Source organism: Silicimonas algicola (assembly GCF_003970735.1).
GTDB lineage: Bacteria > Pseudomonadota > Alphaproteobacteria > Rhodobacterales > Rhodobacteraceae > Silicimonas > Silicimonas algicola.
In genome coordinates, this window is the sequence record NZ_CP034588.1 from 2,505,396 (window position 1) to 2,518,287 (window position 12,892).

General features: G+C 68.1%; 15 protein-coding genes. 9 read left to right on the plus strand and 6 right to left on the minus strand.

What is annotated here, in order from left to right:
• The first annotated feature begins 37 nt into the window (after positions 1-37).
• From EF888_RS12425 to EF888_RS12435, 4 genes are read left to right on the plus strand one after another with little or no spacing between them, the layout of a single operon-like run.
• Positions 38-484, plus strand: a complete 447-nt coding sequence (locus EF888_RS12425; RefSeq protein WP_109758291.1) for a GNAT family N-acetyltransferase — start codon at positions 38-40, stop codon at positions 482-484.
• A complete protein-coding gene (locus tag EF888_RS12430) occupies positions 481-1,848 on the plus strand; it encodes a DUF2927 domain-containing protein (RefSeq protein WP_109758290.1) in 1,368 nt (455 codons plus the stop codon). Before EF888_RS12425 ends, EF888_RS12430 begins: the two co-directional genes overlap by 4 nt.
• Complete coding sequence (locus tag EF888_RS21830; RefSeq protein ID WP_164721678.1) at positions 1,845-2,012, plus strand: hypothetical protein; 168 nt, start codon at positions 1,845-1,847, stop codon at positions 2,010-2,012. Before EF888_RS12430 ends, EF888_RS21830 begins: the two co-directional genes overlap by 4 nt.
• Positions 2,012-3,196 (plus strand): vWA domain-containing protein, encoded by a 1,185-nt coding sequence (locus EF888_RS12435; protein WP_109758289.1) that lies wholly within the window; start codon positions 2,012-2,014, stop codon positions 3,194-3,196. Before EF888_RS21830 ends, EF888_RS12435 begins: the two co-directional genes overlap by 1 nt.
• On the opposite strand, the gene EF888_RS21835 is transcribed toward EF888_RS12435, so the two are convergent.
• Positions 3,193-3,348, minus strand: coding sequence for a hypothetical protein (locus EF888_RS21835; protein WP_164721679.1), 156 nt, complete (start codon positions 3,346-3,348; stop codon positions 3,193-3,195). The two genes, EF888_RS12435 and EF888_RS21835, sit on opposite strands and share 4 nt — an antisense overlap.
• Before the next feature lie 109 nt (positions 3,349-3,457).
• Between EF888_RS21835 and EF888_RS12440 the strand changes: the two genes are divergently transcribed.
• On the plus strand, positions 3,458-4,150 hold the full coding sequence (locus EF888_RS12440; protein WP_109758288.1) for a M48 family metallopeptidase: 693 nt from the start codon (positions 3,458-3,460) through the stop codon (positions 4,148-4,150).
• Here EF888_RS12440 and EF888_RS12445 read toward each other — a convergent pair.
• Genes EF888_RS12445 through EF888_RS22625 form a run of 3 tightly spaced genes read right to left on the minus strand, consistent with a single transcriptional unit; the run spans position 4,141 to position 6,019 of the window.
• Positions 4,141-4,686, minus strand: coding sequence for an RSP_2648 family PIN domain-containing protein (locus EF888_RS12445; protein WP_109758287.1), 546 nt, complete (start codon positions 4,684-4,686; stop codon positions 4,141-4,143). The genes EF888_RS12440 and EF888_RS12445 overlap by 10 nt on opposite strands.
• Positions 4,683-5,876, minus strand: a complete 1,194-nt coding sequence (locus tag EF888_RS12450; protein WP_109758286.1) for an RSP_2647 family RNA methyltransferase — start codon at positions 5,874-5,876, stop codon at positions 4,683-4,685. Before EF888_RS12450 ends, EF888_RS12445 begins: the two co-directional genes overlap by 4 nt.
• A gap of 38 nt (positions 5,877-5,914) precedes the next feature.
• Complete coding sequence (locus EF888_RS22625; RefSeq protein WP_420902626.1) at positions 5,915-6,019, minus strand: RSP_7527 family protein; 105 nt, start codon at positions 6,017-6,019, stop codon at positions 5,915-5,917.
• A gap of 194 nt (positions 6,020-6,213) precedes the next feature.
• Between EF888_RS22625 and edd the strand changes: the two genes are divergently transcribed.
• Both edd and eda read left to right on the plus strand, forming a co-directional pair.
• Positions 6,214-8,016, plus strand: a complete 1,803-nt coding sequence (edd, locus tag EF888_RS12455) for a phosphogluconate dehydratase (protein ID WP_109758285.1) — start codon at positions 6,214-6,216, stop codon at positions 8,014-8,016.
• A 31-nt stretch (positions 8,017-8,047) separates the two neighbouring features.
• Positions 8,048-8,686 carry a bifunctional 4-hydroxy-2-oxoglutarate aldolase/2-dehydro-3-deoxy-phosphogluconate aldolase gene (gene eda / locus EF888_RS12460; protein ID WP_109758284.1) on the plus strand — a complete coding sequence of 213 codons (639 nt, stop codon included), beginning with the start codon at positions 8,048-8,050 and terminating at the stop codon, positions 8,684-8,686.
• On the opposite strand, the gene EF888_RS12465 is transcribed toward eda, so the two are convergent.
• Both EF888_RS12465 and EF888_RS12470 read right to left on the minus strand, forming a co-directional pair.
• Positions 8,683-8,949, minus strand: a complete 267-nt coding sequence (locus tag EF888_RS12465; protein ID WP_109758283.1) for a hypothetical protein — start codon at positions 8,947-8,949, stop codon at positions 8,683-8,685. The genes eda and EF888_RS12465 overlap by 4 nt on opposite strands.
• Positions 8,946-11,747 (minus strand): [protein-PII] uridylyltransferase family protein, encoded by a 2,802-nt coding sequence (locus EF888_RS12470; RefSeq protein ID WP_109758282.1) that lies wholly within the window; start codon positions 11,745-11,747, stop codon positions 8,946-8,948. The genes EF888_RS12465 and EF888_RS12470 overlap by 4 nt, the downstream gene beginning before the upstream one ends.
• A 76-nt stretch (positions 11,748-11,823) precedes the next feature.
• On the opposite strand from EF888_RS12470, the gene EF888_RS12475 reads away from it, so the two are divergent.
• Positions 11,824-12,291, plus strand: coding sequence for a YbaK/EbsC family protein (locus EF888_RS12475; protein ID WP_109758281.1), 468 nt, complete (start codon positions 11,824-11,826; stop codon positions 12,289-12,291).
• A gap of 152 nt (positions 12,292-12,443) precedes the next feature.
• On the plus strand, positions 12,444-12,875 hold the full coding sequence (locus EF888_RS12480; RefSeq protein ID WP_109758280.1) for a DUF2852 domain-containing protein: 432 nt from the start codon (positions 12,444-12,446) through the stop codon (positions 12,873-12,875).
• Positions 12,876-12,892: the final 17 nt, after the last annotated feature.

Here is a 12,892-nt window from a genome sequence, read left to right on the forward strand (position 1 = left end):
CTGGCGTCCGTCCGGCATGGCGGCTAGACAGGTCCCGATGACCTGCGTCGTGCGACACCTGAAACCCGAGGACGAGGCCGAATGGCGCCGCCTGTGGACGGCCTATCTCGACTTCTATGAAACGCGCGTGCCGGAAGAGGTTTACCGGACGACCTTCGCGCGGCTTCTGGGCGACGATCCGCAGGATTTCTCGGGCCTCCTGGCCGAGGTCGACGGACGTCTGGCGGGGCTGGCGCATTACCTGTTCCACCGTCACGGATGGAAGGTCGAGAACGTCTGCTATCTTCAGGATCTCTACGCCGACCCCGAGGTGCGCGGACAGGGTGTCGGACGCGCGCTGATCGAGGCGGTCTACGCCGAAGCCGACGACGCGGGCGCGCCCGCCGTCTACTGGCTGACGCAGGATTTCAACATGACGGCCCGACGGCTCTATGACCGGATCGGCACCGTGACGCCCTTCATCAAGTACGCGAGGCCTGCATGAGAGTTCTACCCGCGGCGTTTTTGATGCTTCTGGTCGCCTGCTCCCCGGTGGCGGAAACGACCCGACGCGCTGCGCCCGACCTTGCGCTGCCACCGATGAACACCTTCGCGCAGTCGACGCCCACCCTGCCCCGCGTGCCGAACGCGGTCATCGCGCGCGACTTCCTGGACCTCGTGTTCCGGCTCGAGAACGGCGACGAGGTTCCCGTCTTCAGCCGCTTCGAGGGGCCAGTGACGGTCGGCGTCAGGGGGGCCGCTCCCGCGACGCTCGAGGGCGACCTCGAGCGGCTTATCGGCCGGCTGCGACGCGAGGCGGGCATCGACATCCGCCGTGCCGCGGACGGCGGGCCCGCGTCGATCACGGTCGAGGCCATCCCGCGCGCGAGCATCCAGCGCTTCGCGCCCTCGGCGGCCTGCTTCGTGCGGCCGAACGTGTCGAGCTGGGACGAGTACCGCGCCCGCCGCAGCGACCCCGCGACCTTCTGGAACCGGTTGACGACGCGCACGCGCATGGCCGTCTTCGTGCCCGCGGACGTGAGCCCTCAGGAGGTGCGCGACTGCCTCCACGAAGAGATCGCCCAGGCGCTCGGCCCGGTCAACGATCTCTACCGGCTGACGGATTCGATCTTCAACGACGACAACTTCCACACCGTCCTGACCGGCTATGACATGCTGATCCTGAAGGCCTACCACGATCCGGCCCTGGAAAGCGGCATGACGCGCTACGAGGTCGCCTCGCGGCTGCCGTCGATCCTGGCGCGGCTGAACCCGAGGGGCGGCTTCCAGGGCATCGCGGATCCGCTGCCGTCGTCGGGGGCCTGGTCGCAGGCGGTGATCAAGGCGACCGCGACGGGCACGGCGCGCGGACGGCGCACCGCCTATGCCGAGGAAGCGGTCACGATCGCCCGGCGCGACGGCGGAACGGATACCGAGCTGGCTTTTTCCTATTACCTTCTCGGACGCCTCGCGCTCGCCAACGACCCTAACGTCGCCTTCCGGGCCTTCGAGGCTGCGGGGCGCATCTATGGGTCGCGACCCGACACGCGCATTCAGGCGGCGCATGTGGCGCTTCAAATGGCGGCCTTCCAGCTTTCGGCGGGCGAGGCCGAAGAGGCGATCCGGCTTGTCGACGCGAACGCAGGCCCGATCCGCGACAGCCAGCACGCGGCCCTTCTGTCGCTGATGCTGATGGTGAAGGCCGAGGCGATGGAAGTCATCGGAAAGGCCAACGAAGCGGGGGCCGTCCGGACCGAGGCGCTTGCCTGGGCGCGCTACGGCTTCGGCTCCGAGGCCGAGATCAGTGACAGGATGGGCGAGATCCTGGCCATTTCGCCCCGTTCGCGCCGGGAAGGCCGGCCGGCATGATCGTCGTCGTGATGGCGCTTCTCGGCATCTTCGTGGGCGTCTCGACCGCCCGGCGGCACGAGGGGGGGCGGCTGGACCAGCTTCAGTATGGCGCTGTCTTCGGCATCGCCTTCACTCTTCTCGGCCTGTTCGCGACCGTCCTCATCGAGCGCCTCGCGAGCTGATGTTCCTTCCGTTCTTCGAAGAGCTTCGACGGCATGGCGTCCCCGCCTCGCCGCGGGAGTTCCTGACCTTCCTCGGCGCCCTCGATGCGGGGCTCGTCACTTATGACGTCGACGGCTTCTATTACCTCGCCCGCGCCTCTCTGGTGAAGAACGAGGCGCACATCGACCGCTTCGACCAGGCGTTCGCCGCGTCCTTCGCGGGGGTCGAAGCGATCCCGGCCGAGGCCGTTCTCGACGCCCTGAACCTGCCCGAGGACTGGCTGCGCCGGATGGCCGAGAAGCACCTCACGGACGAGGAGAAGGCCGAGATCGCATCGCTCGGCGGTTTCGACAAGCTCATGGAGACGCTTCGCCAGCGATTGAAGGAGCAGGCCGGACGGCACCAGGGCGGATCGAAGTGGATCGGCACCGCCGGCACCTCTCCCTTCGGCGCCTATGGCTATAACCCCGAGGGCGTGCGTGTCGGACAGGACGCCTCACGCCACCAGCGCGCGGTCAAAGTCTGGGACAAGCGCGAGTTCCGCGACCTCGACGACACGCGCGAGATCGGGACGCGCACGATGAAGGTCGCGCTGAAGCGCCTGCGGCAGTGGGCGCGTGAGGGCGCGGCCGAAGAGCTGGACCTGGACGGTACGATCCGGTCCACGGCGCGGCAGGGGTTTCTGGACGTGAAGACGCGGCCCGAACGCCGGAACGCCGTGCGGGTCCTGCTGCTTCTGGACGTGGGCGGCTCGATGGACGCGCATGTGAGCATGGTCGAGGAGTTGTTTTCAGCCGCACGGACCGAGTTCAAGCACCTCGAACACTTCTATTTCCACAACTGCCTCTACGAGTTTCTCTGGCGCGAGAACGCGCGCCGTTGGAATGCGCGCACGCCGACTTGGGACGTGCTGAACCGTTATGGGCCCGGATGGAAGTGCATCTTCGTGGGCGACGCGTCGATGTCGCCCTACGAGGTCGCGGTGCCGGGAGGCGCCAACGAACACTGGAACGACGAGGCGGGCAAGGTCTGGCTGCGGCGGGCACTGGCCCAGTGGCCGGACCTGCTTTGGATCAATCCGATGGCGGAAAAATATTGGGAGTACACCCAGTCGACAGCGATGATCCGCCACATCATCGGGGCCGAACGGATGGTGCCGCTGACACTGGATGGGCTGACGCGGGGAATGAAACTTCTGGGTTAGTCGTCGCGTACCACAGCGCGCGCCGACGACTTCTCGTCGAGATGGCGAAGCATCTCGGCGAACCGCTCGGGCAGTTCCGACGGCACCTTGAAGACACGCTGTAGCGTGCGCTCCATGATCTGCCTGTCAGTGGGTGGTTCTGCGTACCTCATGCTGGAAGAATGCCGCGCGGTACAGCACGGTTCCACTTTTAATATTAACGGGAGATGATTTCCGCGTGACAATCTTGGCGCTGTTGCACTCAAGTCCCATATTTCCACCATGTTGAAGTTCCTTCCCCTTCTTCTTGCCGTCGTCTGGGGGCTGGTCATGTACCGGTTCTCGGTCTGGAACAGCAAGCGCGACCTCGACCAGCGCTCGTCCGAATTGGCCGATGCGGGCCTTTCACGTGTGACGAAACGGATGGCCGAAGCGCTGGATCTCCCGCGAATCCGGGTTTTTCTCTACGAGGTCGAGCCGGTGAATGGGCTTGCCTCTCCGGATGGCAGGATCTTCCTGACCCGCGGATTTTACCAGAAATACGTCGATGGCAAGGTGTCGGCCGAAGAAATCGGGTCTGTCATCGCGCACGAGTTGGGTCACGTCGCATTGGGCCACGCGCGGCGGCGGATGATCGACTTCTCGGGCCAGAACGCGATCCGCGTGGCCCTGATGATGGTGCTCGGCCGCATCCTGCCGGGGCTCGGCATCTATGTCGCGAACCTCCTGACATCGGTTCTCGCCGCGCGGCTGTCGCGGGGGGACGAGTACGAGGCGGACGCCTATGCCTCGGCCTTGCTGGTCAAGGCGGGCATAGGCACGGATCCGCAGAAGTCGCTGTTCCGGAAATTGCAGGACCTGACGGGCATGAAGGGGTCGGGAATGCCGGTCTGGCTGATGAGCCACCCGAAGGTCGAGGAGCGGATCGCGGCGATCGAGAAGAACGAGGCGCGCTGGAAGGTGCCTCAGTCCTGATCGAGCGCCTTGGCGAGCCTCGGCAGACGTGCCCGCTTGAGGATCGCCCTCTGGTTCGAGGTGTCGATGCCATGCGCGGCGGCGCGGGTCAGGACGTCTTCGACGATAGCGCGCAGCCCGTCCGGGTCCGCGTGAAAGGCCTCCAGCAGGAACTCGTCGGGGTGGCGTCTCAGGATGCCCTCTCCCGCCAGATGGTTCGTCGGAAAGTCCTTCACGTTCAGCGTCAGTAGTTCGTCCGCGCCTCCGTCGATTGCGGCGGCGAGGACGTGCTCGTCATCGCGGTCCTTCAGGGTCACACGCGACAGCGTGTCGGGGGACACCGTTACGACGGCGGACGGAAAGGCCGCCCGCGCCGCGGCGATCTCGGCGTCGGCCACCGCGCCGTCCGCGGGTCCGAGCCTTGCCGCCGCCCGCCGCCATTCCTCGAGGATGCGCTCGGACCAGAGCGGCGTGAAGGCGCCGGTCGCGGCGGTCCCGAGGACGATCTCGCGCAGGACGGTCGGAAAGAGGACGCAGGCGTCGATCAGGACCTTCAAGGAAGAAGCCGGAACGTCATCGCCTTGAGGTAGCCGCTTTCCGTGAGAGAGGGATGCAAGGGGTGGTCTGGTCCGGCGAACCCGGTCCGCAGGATCTGCACCTTGCGACCCGCCCGGCCGATGCCCCGGAGGCAGGCCGTGCGGAACGCGTCAAGATCGACGGCGTGAGAGCAGGAGCAGAGCGTTACCGTGCCCCCCGGAGCCACCAGCGGCGCGGCGAGGCGTGCCACCCTCTCATAGGCGCGCAGGCCTGCGTCGAGGGCGTTCTTCGACGGAGCGAAAGCCGGCGGATCGCAGACGACGGTGCCGAAGGTACGGCCCTCCTCCGCCAGGGCGGTCAGCGCGTCGAAGGCATCGGCCTGCCGCGTCTCGAAGCGGTCGGCGACGCCGGTGGCCTCGGCCCCCTGCGCGGCCAGCGCAAGCGCAGGCGCCGATCCATCGACGGCCAGCGCGCGCGTGGCACCGCCGACGAGGGCAGCGAGCGCAAAGCCTCCGACGTGGGAAAACACGTCCAGCACCTCGGTCCCGCGCGCCAGGCGCTGCACGAAGGCATGGTTCGGCCGCTGGTCGTAGAAGAGGCCGGTCTTCTGACCGCCTTCGAGGTCGGCCAAGTAGGTCGCACCGTTCATCGGCACCCGCACCGCACCCGACAAGGCGCCACGCGCCACAAGGCTCGCATCGTCGAGACCTTCGAGCCCCCTCGCCCGTCCGCCGGCGTTCTTGAAGATGGTCGTCACACCCGACACCTCGGACAGCACGTCCGCCAGATCGTCGAACCGCGCCTCGATCCAGGCCGAGTTCGGCTGGATCACGCAGGCCTCGCCGAAGCGGTCGATCACCGTTCCGGGAAAGCCGTCGGCCTCGGCATGGACGAGGCGATAGAAGGGCGCGTCATAGAGCATGTCGCGCAGGTCGAGCGCCGCCCGGAGGCGCCCGGCAAGCCAGTCGTGGCCGACTTCCGCCTCGGGGTCGAGGTCGAGGACACGTCCCATGATCTTGGAATTCGGATTGACCGCGACGGTCGCCAGCGGCTGGCGATCGGCATCCTCGAGCGTGGCGATGCTGCCGGGCTCGAGCGCCTTGGTACGGCGGTCGACGACAAGCTCGTTGTCGTAGACCCAGGGAAATCCGCGCCGGATGCGGCGGGGATCGGTTTTGGGGCGGAGGCGGATGACCGGGCGGGAAGACATGTCCCCCCTTACCCGGTCGGCCGGCGCTCCGGAAGGGCTCAGCGCCTGCGGCGGAACAGACCCGAGAGATACTGCGCCCGCAGCAGGCGGGCCTTGCGTTCGATCCGGTCGACGTCGATGCGCGTGTCGGAGGTGCTGGTCATGTCGGATGCCTTTCGGTTAGCGTTGACACTGAAGCTAAGGGGCTGATCCGGCAGGAAGCACCCCGAATGTCGACATTACCGCCATGCACTTGGGACATGACGACTGACCTATCCGATGCGCCTTCCTCCGCTAAGTTGTTAGCGGTAACGCAATCTGTTAGAAAAGCGCCGATCCCCCGAGGAGACTCACGGCCATGCTGAACGACACCGTCTCTCGCGTCACAGACCGCATCGTCGAGCGCTCGGCCCCGCTGCGCGGACGCTACCTCGACAAGATCGCGCGGGCCCAGGACCAGGGTGTCGCGCGCGCGCACCTCGCCTGCGGCAACCAGGCCCATGCCTATGCCGCCATGGGCGAGGACAAGTCCCGGCTGGCCGAGGAGCGGGCGCCGAACATCGGGATCGTGACGGCCTACAACGACATGCTTTCGGCGCACCAGCCCTACAAGGACTATCCCGACCGCATCAAGGCGGCAGCCCGGCGCGCGGGTGCCACGGCCCAGGTCGCGGGGGGCGTGCCCGCCATGTGCGACGGCGTCACCCAGGGCCAGACCGGGATGGAGCTGTCGCTCTTCTCGCGCGACGTCATCGCGCTGGCCGCGGGCGTCGCGCTGTCGCACAACACCTTCGACGCGGTGCTCCACTTGGGGATCTGCGACAAGATCGTGCCGGGCCTCGTCATCGCCGCGGCGACCTTCGGGCACCTGCCGTCGATCTTCGTCCCCGCCGGCCCGATGCCGAGCGGCCTGCCGAACGACGAAAAGTCGAAGGTCCGCCAGCAGTTCGCGACCGGAGAGGTCGGGCGCGAGGCGCTGATGGCGGCCGAGATGGCCTCCTACCACGGTCCCGGCACCTGCACCTTCTACGGCACCGCGAACACGAACCAGATGCTGATGGAGTTCATGGGTCTCCACATGCCGGGCGCGTCCTTCGTGAACCCGAACACACCGCTCCGCGACGCGCTGACAGACGAGGCGACGACGCGCGCGGTTCAGATCACGGCGCAGGGCAACGACTATCGCCCGGTGTCCGACATCCTCGACGCGCGCGCCTTCGTGAACGGAATGGTGGGGCTGATGTCGACGGGCGGCTCGACGAACCTTGTTCTGCACCTGCCCGCGATGGCGCGGGCGGCTGGCGTCGTCCTCGACATCGAGGATTTCAACGATCTCTCGTCCGTCGTGCCGCTGATGGCTAAGGTCTATCCGAACGGCCTTGCCGACGTGAACCATTTCCACGCCGCGGGAGGCCTCGGCTACATGATCGGCGAGCTTCTGGAGGGCGGATTCCTGCACCCCGACACCCGTACCGTGGCGGGCGACGGCCTGGCGCTCTATACGACCGAGCCGAAGCTGAAGGACGGCGTGCTCGTCCGCGACGAAGGTCCGAAAGAAACGCTCAACGACAAGATCCTGCGGCCCGTCGGCAATCCCTTCCAGGCCACGGGCGGGCTGCGCGAGCTGAAGGGCAACCTCGGACGGTCGATGATGAAGGTCTCGGCGGTCGCGCCCGAGCATCGCGTGATCGAGGCCAGGGCCCGCGTGTTCCACGACCAGGAGGCGGTGAAAACGGCGTTCAAGGCGGGCGAGTTCACCGAGGACACCATCGTCGTCGTGCGGTTCCAGGGTCCGACCGCCAACGGGATGCCCGAGCTTCACGGCCTGACACCCACGCTGTCGGTCCTTATCGGACGCGGGTTCAGGGTGGCGCTGGTGACGGACGGGCGCATGTCGGGCGCGTCGGGCAAGGTTCCCGCCGCGATCCACCTGTCGCCGGAAGCGGCGGCTGGCGGCCCCATCGCGAAGATACGAGACGGCGACCGCCTGCGCGTCGATGCCGAAGCCGGCACCATCGACGTGCTGGAACCTGACTTCGAAGACCGCGCCCCTGTCGAGGTGGATCTTTCCGCCAACGAGACGGGTCTCGGACGAGAGCTTTTCGCCGCCTTCCGCCACCATTGCGGCCACGCCTCGGACGGCGCGGCGCTTGTGGTCTGACCCCGCAGACATTGCCCGAGGAGACGCACGAATGACCCCGACCGAAGCCAGCGCCCGATCGCTCGAGATCTGCCGCCTCGCGCCCGTGATCCCCGTCCTGACGGTCGAGGACGCAGCAACCGCCGCCGACCTCGCCCGCGCGCTGGTCGCAGGCGGCCTTCCCGCGCTCGAGGTCACGCTGAGGACGCCCGCAGCGCTCGAGGCCATCCGCGAGATGGCAGGCGTCGAGGGTGGGGTCGTGGGGGCAGGCACGCTTCTGACGCCAAAGGACGTGCAGGCAGCCGTCGACGCAGGCGCGCGCTTCGGCGTGTCGCCGGGTGCCACCGACCGGCTTCTCGACGCGGCCGAGGAAGCGGGGCTGCCCCTCCTTCCCGGCGCCGTCACGCCCTCCGAGGTGATGCGACTTCTCGAGCGCGGCTACACCACGATGAAGTTCTTCCCCGCCGAGGCCTCTGGCGGCGCCCCTGCCCTCAAGGCCTTTGCCGGCCCCCTGCCCCGCGCGGTCTTCTGCCCCACGGGCGGCGTCAGCCTGAAGAACGTGCGCGACTACCTGTCGCTGCCGAACACCGTCTGTGTCGGCGGCTCGTGGGTGGCGCCCGCCGACAAGGTGGCGGCCACGGACTGGGCCGGGATCGAGACGCTGGCGCGGGAAGCGGCGGCTCTGTCCTAGGCCTCGCTTCGTCCCCTGCGGCCGCCCCTCCGACGCGCGCTTGGCGGATTCTCGAGGGCGTCTGTCAGGATGGCCGTCATTGGATGGCCCGGCGCGGTCCCGCCGTGGCGCTCGAGAAGCGTGCGGATCGTCGGCGCCACGGCACCGTCGGGCGCCGAGATGGCCCAGTCGAGGAAGATCGACCGGCATTCCTCGGGCGTGATGCCCTCGATGTTGTAGCTTTCGCGGATCAGCCCGCGCGGGTCCGGGTCGGTGTCCGTCATGGGGTGCCCCTGTCGTTCAGATGCGTGTCGGCAATGGTGCGGATCTCGTCGGCCCAGGCCGCGATCCGAACGGCCAGATCGTCCAGCGTGTCGGTTCCGGTGCCGCGCAGCAGGAAGGCCGTCGCACTTGCGCCGAAGTCTGCTGCGCTGTCGGCGTCGCCCAGGACCAGCCGGCGGCCGGCCTGCACGCGCCAGAACAGGGCTGCGGCCTCCTCAAGCCTGTCCCGCTCGATCTCGGTCAGGCTGAACGAGGCCGCGGCCGCCGCGAGCTGTTCGTGCATCCGACGCTCGGGCGAGGCGGCGAGAAGCGTGCCTGCCTGGACGAAAAGCTCGATGTCCTGCAGCCGCCCCGGGCCGGGCCGCGTTTCCAGACCCTCGCGCGCGGGCTTTGCCTCGGCAAGACGGACGCGCATGTCGGCCACGTCGGTCTTCACCTGGTCCGCATCGCGGGGCAAGGCCAGCACGTCGCGCCGGATCGCCTCGATCTCGTCCATGAGATCGGGCGGCCCCGCCATCGGGCGGGCACGGGTCAGGGCAAGGTGTTCCCAGGTCCAGGCTTCGGTCTTCTGATAGGTGCGGAACGACTCGAGCGATGTCGCCACCGGCCCCTGACGGCCCGACGGCCTGAGCCGCATGTCGACCTCGTAGAGCCGTCCCTCGGCGGTCGGAGCGGAAAGCGCCGTGACCAGCGCCTGCGTCAGCCGTGCGTAGTAGGTGCGCGTCGGCAGGGCGCGGCGGCCGTCCGACGTCTCGACCCCCGCGCCGTCGTAGATGACGATCAGGTCGAGGTCCGAGGCCGCGTTCAGCCTCTCGGCACCGAGCGATCCCATCCCGAGGAGCGCCGCGCCGCGCCCGGGCGGCCCGCCATGCTTCTTCGCGAATTCGGCGGTAACCACGGGCCAGAGCGCCCCCACCACGGCGCCGGCAAGGTCGGCATACTGGTGCCCGCTGGCGTCGGGATCGACGAGGCCGCGCAGGAGGTGGACGCCGATGCGGAAGTGCCATTCCCGCGACCAGATCCGCGCAAGGTCGAGCCGCTTTTCATAGTCGTCCTCAGCCGCAAGGCTGCGGGTCAGCATCCCCGCCAGGGCTGCGCGTCCCGGCCAGTCGGCGAAGAACTGGCCGCCGATCACTGCGTCGAAGACGCCGGAATTGCGCGAAAGATAGCGACCGAGTCCGGGCGCCGTGTCGACGATATCGACCACGAGGTCGAGAAGGGACGGATTGGCCTCGAACAGCGAGAAAAGCTGCACGCCCCCCGGCAGACCGCCGATGAAGCCCTCGACGTTCAGAAGCGCCTCGTCGGGGTTCTGCGCCCGGTCCAGCCGTTCGGCCATGCGCGGCCAGACACGGCGGAAGATCTGGCGCGAACGCGGGCTGCGCAGCGCCGGAAAGCCGTTCCAGCGTTCGAGCATCGTCTCGCTCGACGGAATCGAGGTCGAGACGTCTGAGGTCGCGGCCGGTCGGGCGTCGGGAACGAAGAACCCTTCGGTCAGGCACGACACGCGGGTCAGGCGCTCTTCTATCTCGCGGGCGTAGTCGTCGGTCTCGCGACCTGCGAGGGCGGCGAGGCGGGCGAAATCCTCGGCGGTCTCGGGCAGGCAATGCGTCTGCTGGTCGGCGATCATCTGGACGCGATGCTCGGCCTCGCGGTGCGCCCGGTAGTCGGCGATCAGCGTTTCGGCGTCTTCGTCGCCGACCCAGCCTTTCGCGGCGAGGACGCGCAGGCCGCCGACGGTGTCGCGCGTCCGAAGCTCGGGGTCGCGGCCCCCGGCGATGATCTGGCGGGTCTGAGTGAAGAATTCGATCTCGCGGATGCCGCCCTGCCCCAGCTTCAGGTCGTGCCCCTTGTGCGAGGGCGCGCCGTGCAGACCCTTGTGGTCGCGAATGCGAAGCCGCATGTCCTGCGCGTCCTGGATCGCCGCATAGTCGAGGTGCCGCCGCCAGACGAAGGGGGTGAGCGTGTCGAGGAACCGCTGGCCCGCGGCCACGTCGCCGGCGCAGGGCCGCGCCTTGATGTAGGCGGCACGCTCCCAGGTGCGGCCGAAGCTCTCGTAATAGCGCTCGGCCGCTCCCATCGAGATCGCGACCGGCGTCACCGACGCATCGGGCCTCAGGCGCAAATCGGTGCGGAAGACGTATCCCTCGGCGGTTCTCTCGGACAGGATCTGCGTCATGGTGCGGACGGCCCGGACAAAGCCCGTGCGCGCCTCGGCATAGTCCTCGGGGTCGAAGCGGGTCTCGTCGAAGAGGCAGATCAGGTCGATGTCGGACGAATAGTTCAGCTCGAAAGCGCCCATCTTGCCCATTGCGAGGACCGCGAGCCCCGCGCCGGTGTCGACGTCGTCTTCGGTCTGGCCGGGAATGCGCCCTTTTCCGACCTCGCGCAGAAGGGCAGCACGCAACGCCGCAGCGACGGCGCGGTCGGCGAAGCGCGTCAGCGCCCCCGTCACCTCCTCGAGCGTCCAGACGCCGCCGAGGTCAGCGAGGGCCACGAGAAGCGCTGTCCGGGACTTCAGACCGCGCAGCGTCACGCCCGCGTCCCGCACGTCCTCGAGAACCGGCGTCGCGAGGATCGCCTCCATCGTCTCTTCGGGCGGGACGACCAGCGCCTGGGACAGCCATTCGGCGTCGCGGCGGATCAGGTCGCAGAGATAGGGCGACGATCCGGCCGCCCCCCGGACAAGCTCGGCCGCCCGCGCAGGCAGGTCCGGCACGAGGGCCAGAGCCTCGTCCCCCCGGTCGGGATCGTGGGCGCGCGGCGCGCGGGCGATGCGGTCCGAAAGGGTCGTCGTCATGGCCGGACGCTAGCAGCCCGGCCCGCCCCCCGGAAGAGCTTGCAGAACGCGTCGGTGGCGGGTCAAAGTCGCGCCCATGAGCAAAAGCCTCGCCCGCGTGACCTCCGCCCTCGCCGCCCTGGGGATCGAGACCGATGTCATGGAAATGCCGGGCGAAACCCGCACGGCGCAGGACGCCGCGCGCGAGGCGGGTTGCGCCGTCGACCAGATCGCCAAGTCGATCATCTTCCGCGGCGAGGCCAGCGACGGCGTCGTCCTTTTCATCACGGCGGGCGGAAACCAGGTCGATGCCGGGAAGGCCGGTGCGGTCGCGGGTGAACCCCTCGGGCGTGCCGACGCGGCCTTCGTGCGCGACCGGACGGGCTTCGCCATCGGCGGCGTCGCCCCGGTCGGTCACCTGACGCCAAGCCGCATCTTCTTCGACCCGAGGCTTCTGGATTTCGACGTCGTCTATGCCGCCGCCGGGACGCCCCGGCACATCTTTCCCGTCGCTCCGGCGCTTTTGCTGAACGCCACGGGCGGTCACGAGGCCGATTTCACCTGATCGCAGGCGGGGCGAGACGCGTTTCGGCGCTTGTCTGCAAAAAATGTAAAAATCGTTCACATACCCTCTTGAAGGCAGGTCGCCCCCTTCCGATATTCGGGATGTGAAAGCAATTCACATAGACCCGCACCATTCGGAGAAAGGACCCGAAGATGACCACCGCGACACTCAACGCCATGCCTGCCCGCCGCGGGGGCAACCCCATCAGGCGCGCAGAAGGATGGCTCGACGCACGCGGCAAGGCCGCATGGATCGCCGCGACGGTGGTCGGCTTTGTCGTCTTCTGGCCGATCGGGCTCGCTCTTCTCGCCTACATGATCTGGGGAAAACAGATGTTCAAAGGTAACTGCTCCACCGCCCGCCAGGGCCGCTTCGGACACACCGCGTTCCGGTCCTCCGGCAACACCGCGTTCGACTCCTACAAGGCCGATACGCTGAAGCGCCTCCAGGACGAGCAGGATGCCTTCGAAGCCTTCCTCCAGAGGCTCCGCGACTCCAAGGACAAGGCCGAGTTCGACCAGTTCATGGAAGACCGCGCCCGCAAGCAGAAAACGGACGTCGAGGGCGACGCTCTCGACGCCTGACACCGGAGGGGCTTCCG